This is a genomic window from Flavobacterium sp. GW823-FHT06G12 (genome assembly GCF_058794775.1).
On the sequence record NZ_JBXAHE010000002.1, the window covers coordinates 438,246 to 454,651 of the forward strand.

At 34.0% G+C, this 16,406-nt stretch carries 16 protein-coding genes; 6 read left to right on the top strand and 10 right to left on the bottom strand.

What is annotated here, in order from left to right; genetic code table 11:
• Window positions 1–27: 27 nt before the first annotated feature.
• The 6 genes from AC1Q5Z_RS08835 to AC1Q5Z_RS08860 all read right to left on the bottom strand — a co-directional run bounded on the left by AC1Q5Z_RS08835 (window position 28) and on the right by AC1Q5Z_RS08860 (window position 6,788).
• Window positions 28–684 (bottom strand): CoA transferase subunit B, encoded by a 657-nt coding sequence (locus AC1Q5Z_RS08835; protein ID WP_492444400.1) that lies wholly within the window; start codon window positions 682–684, stop codon window positions 28–30.
• A 91-nt stretch (window positions 685–775) separates the two neighbouring features.
• The gene (gene bla, locus AC1Q5Z_RS08840; RefSeq protein ID WP_492444402.1) at window positions 776–1,657 is read right to left on the bottom strand and encodes a class A beta-lactamase, subclass A2; all 882 of its coding nucleotides are present in this window, start codon (window positions 1,655–1,657) and stop codon (window positions 776–778) included.
• Between the two features lie 86 nt (window positions 1,658–1,743).
• Window positions 1,744–2,448 (bottom strand): CoA transferase subunit A, encoded by a 705-nt coding sequence (locus AC1Q5Z_RS08845; protein ID WP_492444403.1) that lies wholly within the window; start codon window positions 2,446–2,448, stop codon window positions 1,744–1,746.
• Window positions 2,449–2,613: 165 nt separating this feature from the next.
• Window positions 2,614–4,920: a penicillin-binding protein 1A gene (locus AC1Q5Z_RS08850; protein ID WP_198855160.1), complete on the bottom strand. Its 2,307-nt coding sequence runs from the start codon at window positions 4,918–4,920 to the stop codon at window positions 2,614–2,616.
• A 10-nt stretch (window positions 4,921–4,930) separates the two neighbouring features.
• A complete protein-coding gene (locus AC1Q5Z_RS08855; RefSeq protein WP_198855159.1) occupies window positions 4,931–5,410 on the bottom strand; it encodes a gliding motility lipoprotein GldH in 480 nt (159 codons plus the stop codon).
• The gene (locus AC1Q5Z_RS08860; protein WP_492444406.1) at window positions 5,394–6,788 is read right to left on the bottom strand and encodes a PSP1 domain-containing protein; all 1,395 of its coding nucleotides are present in this window, start codon (window positions 6,786–6,788) and stop codon (window positions 5,394–5,396) included. Before AC1Q5Z_RS08860 ends, AC1Q5Z_RS08855 begins: the two co-directional genes overlap by 17 nt.
• A 346-nt stretch (window positions 6,789–7,134) precedes the next feature.
• On the opposite strand from AC1Q5Z_RS08860, the gene AC1Q5Z_RS08865 reads away from it, so the two are divergent.
• From AC1Q5Z_RS08865 to AC1Q5Z_RS08890, 6 genes are all read left to right on the top strand, one after another.
• Window positions 7,135–8,313, top strand: a complete 1,179-nt coding sequence (locus tag AC1Q5Z_RS08865) for an ankyrin repeat domain-containing protein (protein WP_343584748.1) — start codon at window positions 7,135–7,137, stop codon at window positions 8,311–8,313.
• 35 nt (window positions 8,314–8,348) lie between these two features.
• Window positions 8,349–9,689, top strand: a complete 1,341-nt coding sequence (locus AC1Q5Z_RS08870) for an ankyrin repeat domain-containing protein (RefSeq protein ID WP_492444408.1) — start codon at window positions 8,349–8,351, stop codon at window positions 9,687–9,689.
• A 19-nt stretch (window positions 9,690–9,708) separates the two neighbouring features.
• Window positions 9,709–10,251 carry a hypothetical protein gene (locus AC1Q5Z_RS08875; protein ID WP_343584744.1) on the top strand — a complete coding sequence of 181 codons (543 nt, stop codon included), beginning with the start codon at window positions 9,709–9,711 and terminating at the stop codon, window positions 10,249–10,251.
• Between the two features lie 81 nt (window positions 10,252–10,332).
• Window positions 10,333–11,088 (top strand): hypothetical protein, encoded by a 756-nt coding sequence (locus tag AC1Q5Z_RS08880; protein WP_343584742.1) that lies wholly within the window; start codon window positions 10,333–10,335, stop codon window positions 11,086–11,088.
• Between the two features lie 27 nt (window positions 11,089–11,115).
• Entirely contained in the window at window positions 11,116–12,153 is a 1,038-nt protein-coding gene (locus AC1Q5Z_RS08885; RefSeq protein ID WP_492444410.1) for an XAC2610-related protein, read from the top strand.
• Between the two features lie 50 nt (window positions 12,154–12,203).
• Window positions 12,204–12,671, top strand: a complete 468-nt coding sequence (locus AC1Q5Z_RS08890) for an SMI1/KNR4 family protein (RefSeq protein WP_492444412.1) — start codon at window positions 12,204–12,206, stop codon at window positions 12,669–12,671.
• Between the two features lie 75 nt (window positions 12,672–12,746).
• Here AC1Q5Z_RS08890 and AC1Q5Z_RS08895 read toward each other — a convergent pair whose 3' ends face one another.
• The 4 genes from AC1Q5Z_RS08895 to trhO form a co-directional block, all read right to left on the bottom strand.
• Window positions 12,747–12,977: a ferredoxin gene (locus tag AC1Q5Z_RS08895; protein WP_278020076.1), complete on the bottom strand. Its 231-nt coding sequence runs from the start codon at window positions 12,975–12,977 to the stop codon at window positions 12,747–12,749.
• Complete coding sequence (locus AC1Q5Z_RS08900) at window positions 12,977–14,218, bottom strand: peptidase U32 family protein (RefSeq protein ID WP_492444414.1); 1,242 nt, start codon at window positions 14,216–14,218, stop codon at window positions 12,977–12,979. Before AC1Q5Z_RS08900 ends, AC1Q5Z_RS08895 begins: the two co-directional genes overlap by 1 nt.
• 337 nt (window positions 14,219–14,555) lie before the next feature.
• A complete protein-coding gene (tnpA, locus tag AC1Q5Z_RS08905; protein ID WP_343584732.1) occupies window positions 14,556–14,990 on the bottom strand; it encodes an IS200/IS605 family transposase in 435 nt (144 codons plus the stop codon).
• A 24-nt stretch (window positions 14,991–15,014) separates the two neighbouring features.
• The gene (gene trhO, locus AC1Q5Z_RS08910) at window positions 15,015–16,373 is read right to left on the bottom strand and encodes an oxygen-dependent tRNA uridine(34) hydroxylase TrhO (protein ID WP_492444415.1); all 1,359 of its coding nucleotides are present in this window, start codon (window positions 16,371–16,373) and stop codon (window positions 15,015–15,017) included.
• Window positions 16,374–16,406: the final 33 nt, after the last annotated feature.

Consider the following 16,406-nt stretch of genomic DNA (forward strand, 5'->3'; position numbering starts at 1 on the left):
AATTTTTCAACTTTCAACCTTTCAACCTTAAATCGCCATCTCAGGAATTTCGCCTTCAATGATCAAATCAGCTTCGGTTGAAGCTATGATGTGCTCGACTGAGATGCCTGGCGCTCGTTCTAAGAGCTTAAAACCTTTTTCTGTTACTTCGAGAACTGCAAGCTCGGTTACAACCTTTTTAACGCATCCTACGCCCGTTAATGGCAAAGTGCATCTTTTTAAGATTTTAGATTCTCCTGCTTTGTTTACGTGCATCATGGCAACGATGATATTTTCGGCGGAAGCCACCAAATCCATTGCGCCTCCCATTCCTTTTACCATTTTACCTGGAATTTTCCAGTTTGCGATGTCTCCGTTTTCAGAAACCTCCATTGCTCCAAGAATCGTCAAATCTACTTTTTGGCTACGAATCATTCCGAAGCTAAAAGCCGAATCGAAGAAACTTGCTCCCGGAAGTGTCGTAATGGTTTGTTTTCCTGCATTAATGATATCAGCATCTTCTTCTCCTTCAAAAGGAAAAGGCCCCATACCGAGAACACCATTTTCACTTTGAAATTCAACTGCTATATCTTCTCGAACGTAATTTGCGACCAAAGTCGGAATCCCAATTCCAAGATTTACGAAATAACGGTCTTTTACCTCTTTTGCAATTCGTTTTGCTATATCTTCTTTACTAAGTGCCATAATTTTTAATGTGTCAATTTGTGAATTTGCCAATTAGATAATGCTATCTGCATTTTAAATTAATTATCTAATGGCACATTGTCTAATTATCTCAATTATTAAAATAATTCCAGACTGCTTTTGTTGCGTCAGCTATTATTTTTTCTGTGTCCTCTCTTTTCTCTGTAATATCTTTTAAATAAACCGACAGAATGAAATGTTTTCCGTTTGGAAGTTTTACAATTCCAACGTCATTCATTGCAACTCTCAAATTAGCATCATTAGTTCCAGAAATTCCAGTTCTGTGTGCTAATTCGGTGTTTTCAGGAAGTCCAGCTTTCATCCAAGTGAGCCCTCTTGAGGTTTCTACCATTATTTGATACAAATACTTTGTGGTTTCTTCTTTTAAAATTTCACCTTTAAAAAACTTCTCAAGCAATTCTGTTGTTGCCAACGGAGTTGTAGTATTGACATAAAGATTTTTCCACGTCTTCATTTGATCTTCGTTCATTTTAATAACAAAGTCCTTGATTCCATGCTCATTTATAAACTTTTGAATGTACTTTGTACCTCCAACTAAATTGATCAGAATGTCACATCCATTATTGTCGCTATGAGAAACCGTGTAGCGGAGTATTTTATCTAAAGTCAAACTTACATTTCCCTCTGGATAATCTTCCTTCATTGGGCTCCAAGTATCTTCCTTTAAATCTTTCATTTTTATAAAGATTTCTTGCGTAAGATTGAGTTTACCTTCATCAACTTTATGCAAAACTGCCAATGCAATATGAAATTTAAACACACTCATCATCGGCATTTTTAAATTTCCATTAATACTCAAAGTATCCTTATTTTCAATGCCTTTCATAGAAATACCTACAGTAGCACTTTTAGTCGATATAATTTGCTGCAATTGATTTCGAAGCTCATTTGTACCCTGAGAAAAAGCCTGAAACGATAAGAACGAAAAAAGAACTATACTAAGCCTGGTCATATTTTTAATGTGTCAATTAGTCAATTTGATAATAAGATAATTCTATACGCAACCTAAATTAATTATTTAATTGCCTCATTTTCTAATTATCTAATTTTAGCTCTTACTGTACGTTGTTCAATTCGTTTTTCAAATTTTTCTCCTTGGAAGATGCGCTGCACCATAATTCCAGGAATATGAATCTGATTTGGATCTAGGATCCCAACAGGAACTAATTCTTCGACTTCTGCAATTGTTATTTTTCCAGCACCTGCCATACAAGCGTTGAAGTTTCTAGCTGTTCCTTTAAAAATAAGATTTCCAGCTTCATCACCTTTCCAAGCTTTTACAATAGAAAAATCAGCTTTGAAAGCTTCTTCCATGATGTGCATTTTTCCGTTGAATTCTCGTGCTTCTTTTCCTTCTGCAACTTCAGTTCCATAACCTGCTGGTGTAAAGAAAGCAGGAATTCCAGCTTGAGCAGCACGACAGCGTTCTGCCAAAGTTCCTTGAGGTGTCAATTCAACCTCTAATTCTCCAGAAAGCATCTGACGCTCGAATTCGGCATTTTCTCCCACGTAAGAAGAAATCATTTTTTTGATTTGCTTTTTCTGCAACAACAATCCCAAACCAAAATCATCTACACCTGCATTGTTAGAAATACAAGTTAAATCTGAAATTGATGTGTTTACCAGAGCTGCAATTGTATTTTCAGGAATACCGCATAAACCGAAACCACCAAACATGATTGTCATACCACTATTAATTCCTTCAATAGCTTCTTGAACGCCATTTACTTTTTTTGTTATCATAACAAACTATCTTTAATGCTGAATATTTTTGATAAAAATAAGATTTTTAGATGAAATTATAACGATTTCGTAAAAATAAAACCAAAAGAAAAATCCCTTTATAAATCTTTTAAAAGATTTATAAAGGGATTGATATATAATTAATTGAGTTTTATTGCAACATTGTTACAATTCAAATTCATCAGTATTTTGTTCAGTCTGCGTTGTATCTTTTACAACTGCTGGTCTTGGGTAACAATCTACCTTGATAGAAAGATTTGCCGGGCGTTCAAATTCTCCTTTAGAAACCTGAAGATCTTTGTCTGCATAACATTTCTTCATGAAATAACCCCAAACAGGTAATGCTGCAGTTGCTCCTTGTCCATAGGTCAAACTTTTAAAACGTGCAGAACGATCTTCACATCCAACCCAAACTCCAGTCACTAAGTTAGGAACCATTCCCATAAACCAACCATCAGATTGATTTTGCGTTGTTCCTGTTTTTCCTGCGATCGGGTTTGTAAACATGTACGGATAACCTGTCCAACGATTGTCTCCGCTTCCGCCTCCTTGAGTACGTAAACGTACACCAGAACCACTTTCTGTTACCCCCTGAAGTAATTTGATTACCGCAAAAGCAATATCTTTATTTAAAACATCATGCGATTCAGGAATTGGTTCGTAGATTACCTCACCGCTTTTATTCTCAATTCTGCTTAAAAATTGTGGTTTTACATAAACTCCTTGATTGGCAAATGTGCTATACGCCGCAACCATATCTTCAACTGTAATATCTACCGCTCCCAATGCGATTGAAGGCTGTACTGGAATTTCTGTTTTTACTCCTAATTTTTTAGTCAGCTCAACAACTGCTTCTGGACTAGTTCTGTCAATTAATTTAGCAGAAACGGTATTAATAGAAGCTGCCAAAGCTTGTTTTAAAGTAACCATTCCTCTATATCTATAATCAGAGTTTCTAGGCTCCCAGTCTTCTGTTACGTGATGGCGTCCTTTATGAATCATGAAAGGTCCATCAAGAATAGAATCGCATGGTGACATATTTAGTTCTTCGATAGCTGTTGCGTAAACAAAAGGCTTGAAAGTAGAACCAACTTGTCTTGCTCCTTGTCCTACGTGATCATATTGGAAGAATTTGTAATTAATACCTCCAACCCAAGCTTTAATTGCTCCTGTTTGAGGCTCCATTGCCATTAAACCAGATTGCAAAAAGTGCTTGTAATAACGAATAGAATCAATTGGCGTCATTATAGTATCACGTTCCCCTTTCCAAGTAAAGACACGCATTTTTGTTTTTACTTTGAATGAAGCAATGATATCATCTTCGCTTTTATCCATTTCTTTCATCTGAGCCCAACGAACAGAATTTTTCATTGCTTGCATGATGATTCTATCTGTTTCAGCTTGTGTAATATTTACGAAAGGAGCATTTTTATTAGTTTTTTGTTCAATAAAAAACTGCTGTTGAAGATTTTTCATGTGCGCCGCAACAGCTTCTTCAGCATACGACTGCATTCTAGAATCTATCGTAGTATAAATCTTAAGTCCGTCTTTGTAAATATCATATTCAGATCCATCAGGTTTTTTATTTTCAGTAACCCATTTTTTCATGTAATCACGAAGATACTCTCTAAAATAAGTTGCCATACCTTCACGGTGGCTTTCCAATTTAAATTTCAACGTAATTGGCAACGCTTGCAGTCTTTCTTTTTCTGCCTCAGAAATCATTTTTGCTTTTGCCATTTGCGACAAAACTACATTACGACGGTTTTTTACTCCCTGAGGATTTCTTACTGGATTGTATAAACCTGAATTTTTGAACATTCCAACCAAAATAGCTGATTCGTCAATGGTTAAGTCTTTTGGATCTTTAGAGAAATAAGTCTGTGCGGCAGAACTTACTCCAACCGAATAATTTCCGAAATCATACACGTTGCAGTACATCGCTAAGATTTCATTCTTTGTATATTGTCTTTCTAAACGAATGGCAATAATCCATTCTTTTATTTTTTGTACAATTCTAAAAGGTAAGAATTTAGATCCTTCACCATGAAACAACTGTTTTGCAAGCTGTTGTGTCAATGTACTTGCACCACCATTTGTTCCTAAGCTAAAAACGGCTCTTAAAGTTCCGCGCCCGTCAATTCCAGAATGTTCATAAAAACGTGCATCTTCAGTTGCAACAAGCGCTTCTACTAAATTTTTAGGCAAATCAGAATATTTAAGCTGAGATCTATTGGTTTTAAAGTACTTACCAATTAAAACTCCATCAGAAGAAATAATCTCTGTAGCAAGGTTTGAATCTGGATTTTCTAAATCTTCAAATGAAGGCATGGATCCAAATAAACCCCAAGAAGCAAATAAAAAGAAGGCTAAAACCCCTAATAAAGAGTAGGCAAAAACTCGCCAAAATTTCTTTTTGTAGTAATTAATATCCTTAGTGGTATTGGATTGATTGTTTTTTTTAGCAGCCATAAATATTTATCTAATCTTTTTGTTCTATTCTAAAACCAACGTCTGTAATTCCTTCTAAAGCTTCAACACCAGGAATTTTACCCGACTGTCTAACAGCTTGTTTGATGTGCACTTTGTATTTTCCTGTAAACTTTACATCTTCTTTATAAAAAAGCTTGCTTTCTTTTATATCAGAAAATCCGTTTCCTAACAATGTTCCATCTGGCTCTGCCATTTGGTATTCTAATGTATCGACTTTTGTAAATCCGCTTGGCGTTTCAAGAGCAACAATTAAAAATAAATTATTAAACGGATAATTATTGTTGTCTCGAATGTTTACAAAAGCATTGTATTTTTTTGTAGAATCTAAAACTGGCAGATCAAAGCTCACAATACTGTCTTTGTGCCAAGCACTTCCAACAGATTTATACTGATCAAATACTCTTTTTTTATCACAAGAAAAAAGAAGTATTGCTACCAAAAGAAGAATTCCGCTATTTTTTATTCTCATTTTTAATATTCGTTATTGGTTTTCTAGGTTCAGCCGGTTTATTTTCATTTGAATTTTGCTTATTCGGATTGTTTGGCTTATTCGAATTATGCTTTTTCTTATGATTTTGCTTATTCGGATTGTTTTGATTGTTTGGCTTATTTGCATTGCCATTGTTCGGATTATTAGTATTTGCTGCTGGTTTAGCATTATTTACATTTTTATCCTGTTGCGGTTTTACTGGAGTTGCAACACCAGCCGTTTCTGCATTTTGTTTACGCTTGCGATTTGGCTTTTTCTTTCTTTTTGGTTGGTCAAAACGAGTTAAGCTTTCTTGACCCATTGCATTGTTGAAATCTTTTTCAGGTTCTGAAATTACCTCAACAGCAAAATCTTCTAAAGAAGAAACTTTATTTTTCTGTTTATTTTCAGCGATAATTTCTTTTACCTGATCAATTTTTAAAACATGCCAGTTTGCGAAGTTGTTGGTGTAAGCAAACCACATTAATCCTTTAAAAATATCTTGTTTTTGGCAAACTGCGTCGCCTTTTTCTGTGATTAGTTTGGTATCGTAATCAGGAAAATCTTTTAAAGCATCCATGTAAGTGTCTAACTCATAGTTTAGACAGCATTTTAATTTACCGCATTGTCCCGCTAATTTTTGCGGATTTAATGATAACTGCTGATAACGAGCCGCTGATGTATTCACGCTTCTAAAGTCGGTTAACCAAGTCGAACAGCAAAGTTCACGTCCGCAAGAACCAACTCCTCCTAAACGTGCCGCTTCCTGACGGAAACCAACCTGTTTCATTTCTACTCTAGTGCTGAATTCTTTAGCAAAATCTTTGATCAGCATTCTAAAATCGACACGATCATTTGCTGTGTAATAAAAAGTCGCTTTAGATCCGTCTCCTTGAAATTCGATATCCGAAATTTTCATTTCCAATTTATGCTGAATTGCCAACTCGCGGGCACGAACTTTCATCGGTTCTTCACGATCACGTGCTACAGACCAAATGTCGATATCTTTTTGAGATGCTTTTCTGTAAATTTTTGGAACCTCATTACTTTCGTAATTCACTCCTTTTTTCTTCATTTGAATCTTTACCAATTCTCCTGTAAGAGTCACAATTCCAATATCATGTCCTGGCGAAGCAACAGTTGCTACAATATCGCCAATACTTAAAGTTAATTTCTCCGAATTTCTAAAAAATTCCTTGCGTCCATTCTTAAAACGAACCTCAACACAATCAAAAATCGCCTCTCCATTAGACGGACTCATGTTCGAAAGCCAGTCAAAAACCGTCAATTTATTGCAGCTATCGGTGCCGCAAGTCCCATTATTTTTACAACCTTTTGGTGCGCCACCATCTGAGGTTGAACAACTTGTACATGCCATAATTATATATGTAGTGCTGCCAAAATGCAGCTTAAGTTCATAAACGTTTGATCGGTAAAGATAGTATTTTTTTTATTTTGCTTTTTATGGATAAAAATTAAAGGGCTGTTAAATAAAACAATGTACTTTTTGCAAATCAAATCTTTCAAAAAAAATTAAGTTTATTCTTATAGAATGTTAAAACTGATGTTTTCTGACTCTTTTAATTTGTAAATAGTCTTTTTAATTTTTTATCCTAAAATATATTTACGATTTTTATGTTTTATCTTACAGTCTCGTTTATGAAGTCAATAAATTCATAGTAAAAAGCGATTAAACTTATCTTTTATTTTTAAATATATTTCAAATGCAAACACAAAACCAGATTGAAAGTTTCCTTTTTCAGGGAAAATTTGACGAGGCCAGAGAATGCCTAAATAATGGGGAAAAATTTAATGACCAATACTTGAAAAATAATTTTTCGCAGATAATGTCCAAAATTATTGAAGCCAAAGAAATTGACTTCATTGAAAAATTAATAAAAGCTGGATTTATAGAGACCGATATTTACGAATTGGATAGTTTTGATCAATCTATTTTTAAGCCATTAGCTTTATACTTAAAAGATAATGAAGAGTCGATTGTTTTTTTTAAGGAATTGATGTCGAAAATGGACAATATTAATGACGAAATAAGCGATAAAATCCTTCTTGGCTATTTTCTTGAAAAAGGAATTTCGCCAAAAATAGTTAAAGTATTAGTTGATGATTTTGGAGCTAACACTCAGTATAAGAACAATGCAGGCGAAAATTTTATCTATACAATTTTGAATACTTATGGTCTTGATCCAGAGAAAGTAAAAGAATACATTACCATTTTAATAGATAACGGAGTTGACATTAATGAGAAAAACATTGTTGGGACAACACCTCTAATGTGTGCTGTGAAAAGAAACCAAAAAGAACTTCTGCCAACTTTATTAGAAAATGGCGCAGATCCTAATGAAACTGATAACCAAGAAAACAGTGCTTTCTATTACGCTGCAGCCGAACAGTTTTCTTTTCAGATGTACGAACTTTTAGCAGAATCATCATCAGCTAATTTTAATAATATCAATAAAAACGGAAAAACCTTACTTACCGAGTTTATCAGAATGATGTCTGATTCTGAGTATGATCTAAATTCACTACAAAAATTATTGTCAGATGGAGCCGATTTAAATCATTGCGCTGAATATTATGGAAATCCGAAATCGGGTGTGGATTATATTGTTGAGAAAAAATCGGGTATTTTAAAATCAGTTCTTGAGAGTGGATCTGTTGATGTTAACGAACAAGACAATCAAGGCAACACTGTTTTACACAAAGTTTGCGCGTATAATGTTAATTATGATGCTGAAGCTGCAAAAGAAACCTATAGAAAAGTAAAATTACTTCTTGAAAACGGTGCAGATAAAGAAATTACCAACGATAAAGACGAAACGGCTTTAAAACTTGCTTCTGATGACAACCTAAAAATCAAAACGGTTGAACTTTTAATGAAATAAATCGATTATCTATTTAAAAAATAACACACATGTCAATGTCATTTATAGTTGCCTGCGAAAACGGGAACAGAAAAATAGCAGAATTACTTCTTCAAAATAAAGAAGTAGATGTAAAATATACAGACGAACTTGGAAGAACTGCACTTCATTACGCAGCGCATAGAGGTTACCTTGATATCGTAAAAATTCTAACAGAAGATGGTGCCGATATCAATTACGAAGACCATCAAGGAGAAACGCCTTTGTACTTTGCTTGTCTTCAAAAACAAAAACAAACGGCGTTGCATCTTTTAGAAAATGGAGCAGAAATTACCAAAAACGACAAATACGGAAATAGTCTGCTACATTTAGTCGTTCAAACGGCTCAAATCGAAATCGCAACAAAGTTGCTTCAAGCTGGATCTGACGTTAATCTACTGAATAACAATGGAGAAACTCCTTTAATATTGGCTTCAACAAAATTAAACAGAGAAATTATCCAACTGCTTTTAGACAATGGAGCCGATATTAACGTAACCGATAAACAGGGAAATACGCCACTTATTTATGCTTGTTATACCAAATCGATTCCGATGGTGACTTTGCTTTTGGACAATGGCGCTGATATAAACCACACTAATCATTCTGGTGAAAATACGCTTTTAATTGCTTGTTACGAAACCAACAGAATGTTAGCTAAATTATTGATTGAAAGGGGTTCAGACGTATTTACTTCAAGTAACAATGGATATTCCCCGATTTGGTACGCTTGCGCGAATAATCAAAAGGAGATTGTGGCTTTGTTTTTAGAAAACGGAGTTGACGTTAATTACAGCAAACCTGTCGCTCAAGATACTTCTTCAATGAATGATTATTTGGACTGGATTGTTACCGCGACTAATATCTCTAACGAATCTAGTTTTACCTTAAACAATTCTTATACTTACGGCGGAGAAAGTCTGCTGCATGTTGCTACCAAAAAAGGAAACCTAAGTATGGTAAAGCTACTGCTTGAAGCTGGAGCAAACATCAACATCCAAGACGAATCTGGAAATACACCATTACATTATAGCGCTGCCAACGGAAAGAAAGATGTTGTAAAGTATTTACTAGACAACAAAGCAGATGCTTCAATCGTAAACGTAAAAGAACAAAAAGCAATTGATTACTCGAATGTAAAAGGTTTTAATGAAATTACAGAACTGATTCTGAAATATGCTCCGTCTGGAACAGTTGTAACCTCAATAAATGTTCCGCAAGAAGCACCAAAAACTGAAGCTTCAAATTCGATGGAGGCCAAGAAAAAAGCATTATTAGACTTAAAAGAACTTTTGGATGCTGGAATTTTAACTTCTGAAGAATTTGACGCTGAGAAAAGTAAAATTTTAAAAGGATAAATAATAACAAACTTAAAAAATGAAAAGAATCTTAAATACCGCAACCCTATTTTTAGTATTAATCGCCGGAAGTCTACTTTCTACATCTTGCAATAACCTTTCTCCAGAAAAAACCTTTGAAATCGCTGCTTTAAACTCCAATTTATTGTCTCGTTTTGGAAGTAAAGAAATAAATGAAAAACTGCAATCAGAAGCGCAAGTTTATGATGAAAGTCAAAAAAAGATGGTTTCTTCTTCTTACTACGATGCCTTTAAATATGACATTACGAATCTGGAAACACGTTTTCAAACTATCAAAGATATACCTGAGGATGATGACAATAAAGAACTTCTTCAAGCATCAAAAGATTTATTTTCTTATGCAATTGCTAAACAAAAAGAAGGTTATTTGCCAATTGCTAAACTAAAAGACGAAAAAGCTTCGCAAGAGCAAATTGAAAAAGCGATAGCTGATTTTGACGCTTCAACTCAAACCGAAATAGATGCAAAATTCACCAAATTGATGAATGTTGCACAAACTTATGTTGATAAGCATAATATAAATGCTAAAATTGGAATCTAAATTTTCTTCTGCTGGCGCAAGTTTTATACTGACGCCAGCATTAGATTTTAGCAAGAAAATTGCAAAACAAGCTCAAAAAATATGATAAAAAAATACTTTCTAATTATTGGAACATTTGCATTGCTAGCAATTACTATTAGTTGTAAAGATGATAAAAACAGTAATAAAAAATCAAATAATGCCGAAATCACAGATTTAAAAGAAATTCCAGAAGTAGATGAAACGGCTATTTTGACCAAAAAGAATCCAACCGACTTTATTCCTAAAAACTTTGTGGCTTTTGACACTATTTACGGCGATTTAAATAAAGACGGGTTAGACGATTGTGTACTAATTATTAAAGGCACCGATAAAAGCAAAGTAATTACAGATGAATATCGTGGTGAATTGGATAGAAACCGAAGAGGTATTATTGTTCTCCTTAACAAAAAAGGCAGTTACGAATTGTTTACAAAAAATGAAAGCTGTTTTTCTTCTGAAAATGAAGATGGCGGCGCTTATTATGCTCCTGAGTTAGAAGTAGAAATAACGAAAGAAAAACTATTTATAAGTTACGCATATGGAAGATACGGTTACTGGCAATATATGTTTAGGCTTCAAGATAATGATTTGGCTCTTATTGGTTATGATTCTAGCAGTAATAATGGTCCTGTAGTAAATGTCGAAACCAGTATAAACTTCCTTACCAGAAAAAAGATCACTAATGTAAATACAAATGATGATGCAGACAGTGGTGAAGAAGTGTTCGAAAAAACCGAAACAAAAATTGCAAGAACTAAGCTTCTGAAATTATCTGGAATTAAAGATTTTGATGAACTTCGTTTTTTTGATGAATAGTTTCATAAACCTTATCCCGAATAAAGCATGAAAATAAAGCTTCTCCTTTTTCTAATTGCACAGGCTTACATCTCAAATGCCCAGAAAGCTTATATAAGTAATGATTTTTTAAAAGGTTATACTTTATATTTTCTGAAACAAACCAAGAATTCAGAAATAAAAGAATATTATAAACTTATAGAGAATCAAACCAAGAAAACGGTACTCGAATATGGCTCTAAAGAATTTTCTAATTCAGAAACGCTAAAAACGGCTAAAATCACTTCTTTCAAAAGTATTCCTGAAAGCAACATTCGTGTTTTGGGAGATCTGAATTTTGACGGAAGGCAGGATATCGTAATCCATGAAACCGAAATTAACGACGACGGCTGTTATACCGCTCAGGCAACAGCTCATGTTTTCATCAATACAACAAACGGTTTTCTTAGCAGTCCAAGTATAAGTCGCCTGTATAATGATGCTTATTGTGTAAGAGGTGGTTCATTTGAAATTGATACTAAAAACAAACGCATTATTACTTCGAGTAGTGGCGGTGCGGCACTTCATGTCTCTTCGTACTACATCATTTCTGGGATGGAGGCGAAAGAGGTTGCAAATTTTGAAGAAGAAGGCGATCCATATTCTCCATTTTCTAAAATAACAGGTAAAAAATGGAAAGACAATAATTGGGTTTCATTCTCTTCTCTATCTGTCTATGAGCCAAACTTAGATAAAGTATTTTCTTTTGATACAAAAAATGAAAAAGGCCGTGTGCTCCTATTCAAAGATAAGGATGTTTTGTATTATGCATTTCAACAAAACGATGAATATAAATTTGTATCGTTCGCATATCCGTCAAGTCCAGAGAAAGCTGACAAAGCAACATTTAAATTCAAAAAACAAAACACCAATTATGAATTGGAGTTTAATAGCGGTAGTATAAAATATACAATTTATGAAACCTCCAATGAATTTGGAATCAAGATTTATGTCAGTGGAAAATTATCTGATTGGAAAGGAATAGCTAAAACTGGAACTCTAGCCGAATTAGTAAATGCTAATTTCAAAAATGTAACTAAGGAATAATTTCTAAACTACCTTATTCTAATAAATATCAATACGAAATATTTTAACAAATGTCATATACATCTAACAGTTCAATACTTTTACTTGAGCAATTAATAGCCAATAAACTTCCTGATGAATACAAGGAGTTTCTTGAACTTTTTACTAATTTTTTAATAGCAGAAGAGAAAAAAGATACAGGAAACATTTTCTATTTTGATCCTATTAAAGCTTTATTAGAAAAAGAACAGATTAAAAAAGATGAAGATATTTATTACTTTGAGAAACTTAGATATCTTGTAAAAGAAGATTCCCTAACTACAGGAAATGTATCCTGCCATTCAAATAACAGTTTTATAGAAATAGAAGGTATTAACAGCAGTATCATTATTGCAGGTTATGATGGAGTTTACCTCTATTTTGATCCCTTAGATAATTTTTCTGTTTGGGAGTTTTGGTTAGATGATGGCAGTGTTGGAAAAATAGCTGATAATTTTAAAGACTTTTTAAGTCAATATGATATTGAATATGCTGAATAACAAAACTACTTAGTTTCTGTTATTCAGCATTTAGTTTTTGGATTATTCTTGGAAATGGAAGCTAAAAAAAACTGCTTAAGTTTCCTTAACGGTAATAATCTTCACTGGACAAGCTTTTGCCGCCAATTCGCAGCTTTCCACAATCGCATGATTTGGAGATTTTAAAGTAAAAAATCCTTTTGCATTCTGCGAATGAAGCAATACCGATTTCCCATCTTTTTTAGACATTTGAAAATGAATTGGATCCATTTCAACGCAATAATTACAGCCAATGCATTTATCTCTTTGTAAAGTGATGATAACCATTATGCTTCAACAATTTTATACAGTTTGTCCGACATCCTAATTCTGAATGGCAATTTGAAAGTACAGTCATCTCCTTTTGTGGCTTTTTCTGTTGTAAGATCGTTCACAAACATTTCGTCGATAATCATCTCTTGAGCTCCAGTACTTGGTCCTGTTATCAATATTTTATCTCCAACTTTAATATCGTAAGCTTCTATTGTGAACTGCCCAACTTCTGCTTTGGGGAAATAATGTGTCCCTTTTCCAACATAAACCTTTTTCTGAGTCGCTGCAGATCCTGGAATATCGCTCCATTCGCCTAATTCCTGTCCTAGATAATATCCAGACCAGAAACCGCGATTGTAAACGGTTTCCAAGGCTTTCATCCATTCTGCCGTTTTTTCTTTTGAAAAAGTTCCGTCATAGTAAGCATCAATTGCTTCACGATAGGTTTTGGTTACCGTTGCCACATATTCTGGCGCACGTCCGCGCCCTTCGATTTTTAAAACCTTAATTCCCGAATCGATAACCTGATCTAAGAAATCTAATGTGCATAAATCTTTTGGCGACATCATGTATTCGTTATCCAATTCGATTTCGAAACCAGTTTCTTGATCGATAACGGTATATTTTTTTCGACAGTTTTGTTTGCATGCACCACGATTTGCAGATGAATTATGCGAATGTAAACTCAAATAACATTTTCCCGAAACCGCCATACACAAAGCGCCATGACCAAAGATTTCGATTTCAATTAAATTTCCGTTTGGTCCTTTAATCTGTTCTTTTTCTATTTGTTCCGTGATTTTCTTTACTTGACGCAAACTCAATTCTCGGCTTAAAACCATTGTATCAGCAAATAGACTGTAAAATTTAATGGTTTCAATATTCGTTACATTCAATTGGGTCGAAATATGAACTTCCATTCCAATTGATCTTGCCATCGCAATTACGGCTTGATCTGATGCAATTACAGCTGTAATGTTTGCCTCTTTGGCTTTAGTCAATAATGTTTTTACGACCGATAGATCGTGATCGTAAATAATGGTATTTAAAGTCAAATAGCTTCGAACGTTTTTTGCTTCACACCGATTGGCGATTTCTTTTAAATCTTCGATAGTAAAATTCACTGTCGATCTTGCGCGCATATTAAGTTGCTCAACTCCAAAATATACTGAATTACAGCCATTATCTAATGCAGCCTGAAGCGACTCAAAATCTCCAGCTGGAGACATGAGTTCAATTGTATTGTTAATTGTCATTTTCGATTTATTATTAAAATGACAAAAATAATGTGGGTATAGATTAGATTTCTATGATTTTTATCATGTCTATATTTTAAAAATTATTCGCAGGATATTATTAAAAAAGCCCACGATTGAAACCGTGGGCTATGTTTTCTTTCCTTATGTTTTCTCAAATATAGCCCGTGGTTTTAATCACGGGAAACGTATCGTTGAGAACATTCTTTGCGTTCCGGCGGTTGAAACCGCAGGCTATGTTTTATTCGTTATGTTTTTCAATATAGCCCGTGGTTTAAACCACGGGAAACGTATTGTTATCCATTTCAAACGATAAAAACGCTCCGTTGAGCTAAAATCATTTACCCGCTAACCCATGTAATTTTACAAAATCATCAAATTCATCTTGTCCATTTTTCTTAAGATGATGTTGTTTTTGATTTTTAATGTAATTGTAAACAGCATTTAACTGAGATTCGCTGACAGAGAATGCACCAAACCCAGTTTGCCATGCAAATTTTTCAAGGATAAATTCTCCTCTATTCATAAAATGAGAAGAACTTCCTTTTATTTGCTTTACAATATCTGTGATAGTTTTTTGTGGATTTTGTAAAAATAAAACATGCACATGGTCTGGCATTCCGTTAATGATTCTAACTGGGCATCCAAGTTCTGTTAACTCTTGCCAAATATAATCGTAGAGTGTTTTCTCAATTGAAAAATCAATCAAATCCTTACGATTTTTGGTAGCCCAAATTACATGAATCCATAATTTGGTAAACGATTGTGACATAAATAAATTAGCATAAAAATTTTGCTAATTTACAATTTTATACAATTTATCTGACAAACGAATACGAAATGGAACTTCAAAAGTAACCTTATCACCAACTTTCGCAGATTGAGTTTCTGCGCCATTAACAATGATTTTGTCTAAAATCAATTCTTGATCTCCAGTTGTTGGACCCGAAATAAGGATTTTATCTCCAACATTTAATTCGTGATTTTCTACAGTAAATTGTCCAACTTGCGCTTTTACATAATAATGTTCAGCTTTCCCAAGAAGTACTTTTTTTACTTTTATTTTCTGACGGATATCTGCTGGCTTTTGAGCTGTTGCCAAAGCAGTTTCTGGTAATTCTCCTGAATGTTTGAATTTCAAGTTTTCAGATTTTCCTTTTCTGAAAACCTTATTTCCAACTTGTTTTCCAGTTCTCAAACGAACTTGGTCAACTAAAGGCATGTGGATGATTTCTAAACATTCTGTAGAACAGCAGTTTTCCATGGCTGCTTTACAATCATCACACTGAATAAACAATAAATGACAGCCGTCATTTTCGCAATTCGTGTGATTATCGCAAGGTTTTCCACATTGGTGGCATTGCGAGATAATATCATCCGTGATTCTTTCGCCCAGACGATTATCAAATACGAAGTTTTTACCAATAAACTTACTTTCTAAACCTTCCTCTTTCAGTTGTTTCGCATAGTTGATGATTCCACCTTCTAATTGATACACGTTTTTGAAACCTTGGTGTTTGAAATAAGCACTTGCTTTTTCGCAACGAATACCTCCAGTACAATACATTACCAGATTTTTATCGTCTTTGTGATCTTTAAGCTGATCGTTGATAATTGGCAAACTTTCTCTAAATGTCTCAACATCTGGAGTAATCGCATTTTTAAAATGTCCAACTTCACTTTCGTAATGATTTCTAAAATCAACTACAATTGTATTTGGATCGTCAAGGATTTCGTTGAATTCTTTGGCTTTCAAGTGAACGCCTATATTGGTTACATCAAAAGTATCATCGTTTAATCCATCGGCAACGATTTTGTGACGAACTTTGATTGTTAATTTTAAAAACGAATGGTCATCATGCTCTACAGCTTCATTCAAACGAATGCCTTTCATGAAATCATAAGCTTCAAGAGTTGTTCTAAAAGCTTCCAAATTTTCTTCAGGAATACTCATTTGAGCATTTATTCCTTCATTGGCAACATAAATTCGACCTAATGCATCAAGGGCATTCCAGGCTACGAATAAGTCATTACGAAATTTTTGTGGATCTTGAATTTTGGCATACGCATAGAAAGACAACGTTAGTCGTTGTTTACCTGCATCATCGATCATGATGGCTCTTTCTTCTGCGCTCAAAGTGTTATACAGTTGCATGCTATAAACAGTTTTAAGTTAAGAATATATGTT

Coding starts and splice junctions, on each gene's coding strand:
- AC1Q5Z_RS08895 (WP_278020076.1), bottom strand. CDS start 12,977: ATGGTTATCATCACTTTACAAAGAGATAAATGCATTGGCTGTAATTAT.
- AC1Q5Z_RS08855 (WP_198855159.1), bottom strand. CDS start 5,410: ATGAGAATAAAAAATAGCGGAATTCTTCTTTTGGTAGCAATACTTCTT.
- AC1Q5Z_RS08845 (WP_492444403.1), bottom strand. CDS start 2,448: ATGATAACAAAAAAAGTAAATGGCGTTCAAGAAGCTATTGAAGGAATT.
- AC1Q5Z_RS08890 (WP_492444412.1), top strand. CDS start 12,204: ATGTCATATACATCTAACAGTTCAATACTTTTACTTGAGCAATTAATA.
- bla (WP_492444402.1), bottom strand. CDS start 1,657: ATGACCAGGCTTAGTATAGTTCTTTTTTCGTTCTTATCGTTTCAGGCT.
- AC1Q5Z_RS08860 (WP_492444406.1), bottom strand. CDS start 6,788: ATGGCATGTACAAGTTGTTCAACCTCAGATGGTGGCGCACCAAAAGGT.
- AC1Q5Z_RS08880 (WP_343584742.1), top strand. CDS start 10,333: ATGATAAAAAAATACTTTCTAATTATTGGAACATTTGCATTGCTAGCA.
- AC1Q5Z_RS08850 (WP_198855160.1), bottom strand. CDS start 4,920: ATGGCTGCTAAAAAAAACAATCAATCCAATACCACTAAGGATATTAAT.
- AC1Q5Z_RS08870 (WP_492444408.1), top strand. CDS start 8,349: ATGTCATTTATAGTTGCCTGCGAAAACGGGAACAGAAAAATAGCAGAA.
- AC1Q5Z_RS08865 (WP_343584748.1), top strand. CDS start 7,135: ATGCAAACACAAAACCAGATTGAAAGTTTCCTTTTTCAGGGAAAATTT.
- AC1Q5Z_RS08835 (WP_492444400.1), bottom strand. CDS start 684: ATGGCACTTAGTAAAGAAGATATAGCAAAACGAATTGCAAAAGAGGTA.
- AC1Q5Z_RS08900 (WP_492444414.1), bottom strand. CDS start 14,218: ATGACAATTAACAATACAATTGAACTCATGTCTCCAGCTGGAGATTTT.
- tnpA (WP_343584732.1), bottom strand. CDS start 14,990: ATGTCACAATCGTTTACCAAATTATGGATTCATGTAATTTGGGCTACC.
- trhO (WP_492444415.1), bottom strand. CDS start 16,373: ATGCAACTGTATAACACTTTGAGCGCAGAAGAAAGAGCCATCATGATC.
- AC1Q5Z_RS08885 (WP_492444410.1), top strand. CDS start 11,116: ATGAAAATAAAGCTTCTCCTTTTTCTAATTGCACAGGCTTACATCTCA.
- AC1Q5Z_RS08875 (WP_343584744.1), top strand. CDS start 9,709: ATGAAAAGAATCTTAAATACCGCAACCCTATTTTTAGTATTAATCGCC.